Below are 2,645 nucleotides of genomic sequence, written 5' to 3' on the forward strand. Positions count from 1 at the left end.
CTGTCGTTAGAATGTAGCCGATTGCGAAACTCACACGAGTTCTCCTCTGGCTTCGAGCGCGTGGATCGCCTCGGCATCTCGGTCGATGTCGCTGATATGTTCGGCCTGCAGCTCGACAATGCACACGGCATCCATCAGGCTAATCCGTGCAGGACGTTCGACAGACTCGCCAACCGGTCGCAGCATGAGGACATTGCGGACCGAGTGAAAGCGGTCGAGCGCTCGCCGCGGGTCCATTATGCGGCCGGCCGCAAAGCGAAACAGAAAGAGGCTCCGAGATTCTGCCTGCCCGCTTTGCGGCAATGGCGTACGCACGCGATTGCCCTTCAGAAACTGATGTAGGGCGCTGACTTGGCTTGTCAGGCCATTGAATTCAGTCATCCGGTTAAATGTGCCGTGCGCACCGCTAATGCGGTTATTGAGTTCAACAAGCCTGATCTGGCCATCTGCACATATGAATATCTCAATGTGAGCAAAACCGAACCTGAATCCAAGCGCCGGCAACAGTCGGGCTACGTATTCACAACAACGCTGCCACGTCGCATGGTCCTTCACCAGTTCCGCGGAGCGGTACAGGGGCGTGTCGTTGATCGTCTGCTTCCTGTACTTGAACACGGAACATACGTGATGGCTTCCCGCAGCGGAAAACGTGTCGATCAAATACTCGTCAGCGCTCACCAGTTCCTGCACGAGGTATTCCTGTTGTTGTCCGGCGGACAACGCATCGAAATCTTCTTTCAGACTTGCCATGGAGTCGGCACGAAATGCCCCAATGCTGCCGTAGCCAACGTTTGGTTTGCAAAACACTGGAAAGCTGACGCGCTGCAGTTCCTGCTCGACAGCATTCCAGTCCGATGGAATGCTGATACGGGTCTGAAGTATTGCCGGGAGGCCCGCCTGCCTGACGGCTTCCTGCATGAGATACTTGTCGAATCGCAGACTGGACGTTTCGAGACCGTTTGAAAGGTGAGGGAAGAACCGTTCAGTAAGCCCGTCAGTCAACTGCGTGGATTCTTCAGCCCCGTTCAGGATGCAGGCATATTGTTCAGGAATGGTGTGACGTGCGACGATCTCGAACTCGTCGCTATCAACGCATATTGTCCGGTCGAACGGGCTTGCTGACAGTGCGAGATCATCCAGGCAGGCCAAGGCTTTCGCGGTGTACAAGGCGGTGCAGGGCATGCCGAGCTTGCGCAATGCGCTTGCCAGGTACTCCGGCGAAGAAAATGGATTGATTACAAGTACGTGTTGACCTTCCATATGAGATATCCGTCCGTTTTTAGAGGGCAAATTGGCTCGTGTAATGCAGAGGAACTGACATGGTGGTGCCAGCTGTCGAGCCGACGTTCAACAGGGACCTTCAAGTCGTGTCAGGGTGGTGGGGGAGAATGCCGCGTCATGATGCATGTTCACGTTGCGGCGCTTCCGCCCGAAACAAATCCTAAGCGCCCGATTTTCCCCCACACATTGGCTTCCCGGTAAACAACGCTTCGGTCATTTATCTCAAAATGACCCGTCGCACCGCAGAGCCATATTTCCCCAGCGTCCGAAGTGGCTAAATGCCGGACTCTCGACCGCATGCCGGGAGTTAATCTATATTCATTGAACTGCCGCAGCGGCACTTCGATCTTCATGGCCTCGGCATCGTATCGGATCAACTCCATGCCCTTGCGGGTCAAGGCGCGCAACCAGGGATCGAGCGGAAGGCCATCGGCTCGTCGTGCTTGAATGTAGAACTCGGGGCTCCCATCGACATTCTCTACCATATAGGCCCCGAGTTGGCTCGGTCGGTATGAGCCCATGAGGTGCTCGACATCCAGTTCGCAGGCCAGAACCAACGCTGCATCGATCAGCCTGTTGGCCAATCCCTGCTTGTGGAGCTCGGGAAGGATGCCGATTGACATCATCGCCAGAGCGTTCCCATCTGGGCAATAGGTGTCCGCGAATGTACCGTCCGTCCCGGACAAAGCCTGCCAGGTCGGCAAATCCGATGGATCGCCGTCGTAGTTGAAGCGTTGAAGACTGAGTGAGGCAATGGGCTTGCGCAGGCCCCGGAATTCCTCATGAACGACAAGTTGTCCTTCTGGAAACACTTCAGCGCGGCGTGCCAGCACTTTAACAGTTGCACGCATGAAGCTAGGCCAATTCGGTCGCTCAAGTGTTTCGTATATTTGAAGGCTTTCGTCGGAAGCATACCGCTGCACGGTATATTGCGGCCTATCGACTAAGCAGGCGTTGCTGCCTGAAGAGTGTTGACAGACGTTGACACAAGCCGGACTGCCTCGCTCCTCGAGGCGTGCGTTCGAGATTGCCGGTTCGCTACATCCGCAATGTTGCCCTGTCATACGTAGATTCCCAGATGTCCGATGTTAATAGAGGCACGGCCGGGACATGCCTTGGTTTTGCGCGCAGTTTCGAAGGCCCGCACCTTGCCACGTCGACGATTATCCCTGCGGTTAATTAGTCAAGAATGAGGCGGATGTTCGATTTGGTGGGCTCTCAGAACCAACTTGGGCGATCGCACGAAAAACTGTTTGTATTCAAGGGCGTATTCATGTGAGGGATTGTACGAATCGGTTAGCTCGTGTGCAGTGTCGGTTTTTGCACACGGCTAAAAATGCCCAACGCCCATACAACTGGTTGCC

The 2,645-nt window shown here is 55.2% G+C and carries 2 protein-coding genes; both read right to left on the minus strand.

The genetic code is table 11. The features are described from left to right. Positions 1–30: 30 nt before the first annotated feature. On the minus strand, positions 31–1,260 hold the full coding sequence (locus P0D80_RS49390; protein ID WP_408295835.1) for an ATP-grasp domain-containing protein: 1,230 nt from the start codon (positions 1,258–1,260) through the stop codon (positions 31–33). Positions 1,261–1,409: 149 nt separating this feature from the next. Beyond that, a complete protein-coding gene (locus tag P0D80_RS49395; RefSeq protein WP_408295838.1) occupies positions 1,410–2,132 on the minus strand; it encodes a hypothetical protein in 723 nt (240 codons plus the stop codon). Positions 2,133–2,645 lie beyond the last annotated feature (513 nt).

Origin of the sequence: Paraburkholderia sp. RL17-373-BIF-A (assembly GCF_046030175.1) — a bacterium.
Taxonomy (GTDB): domain Bacteria; phylum Pseudomonadota; class Gammaproteobacteria; order Burkholderiales; family Burkholderiaceae; genus Paraburkholderia.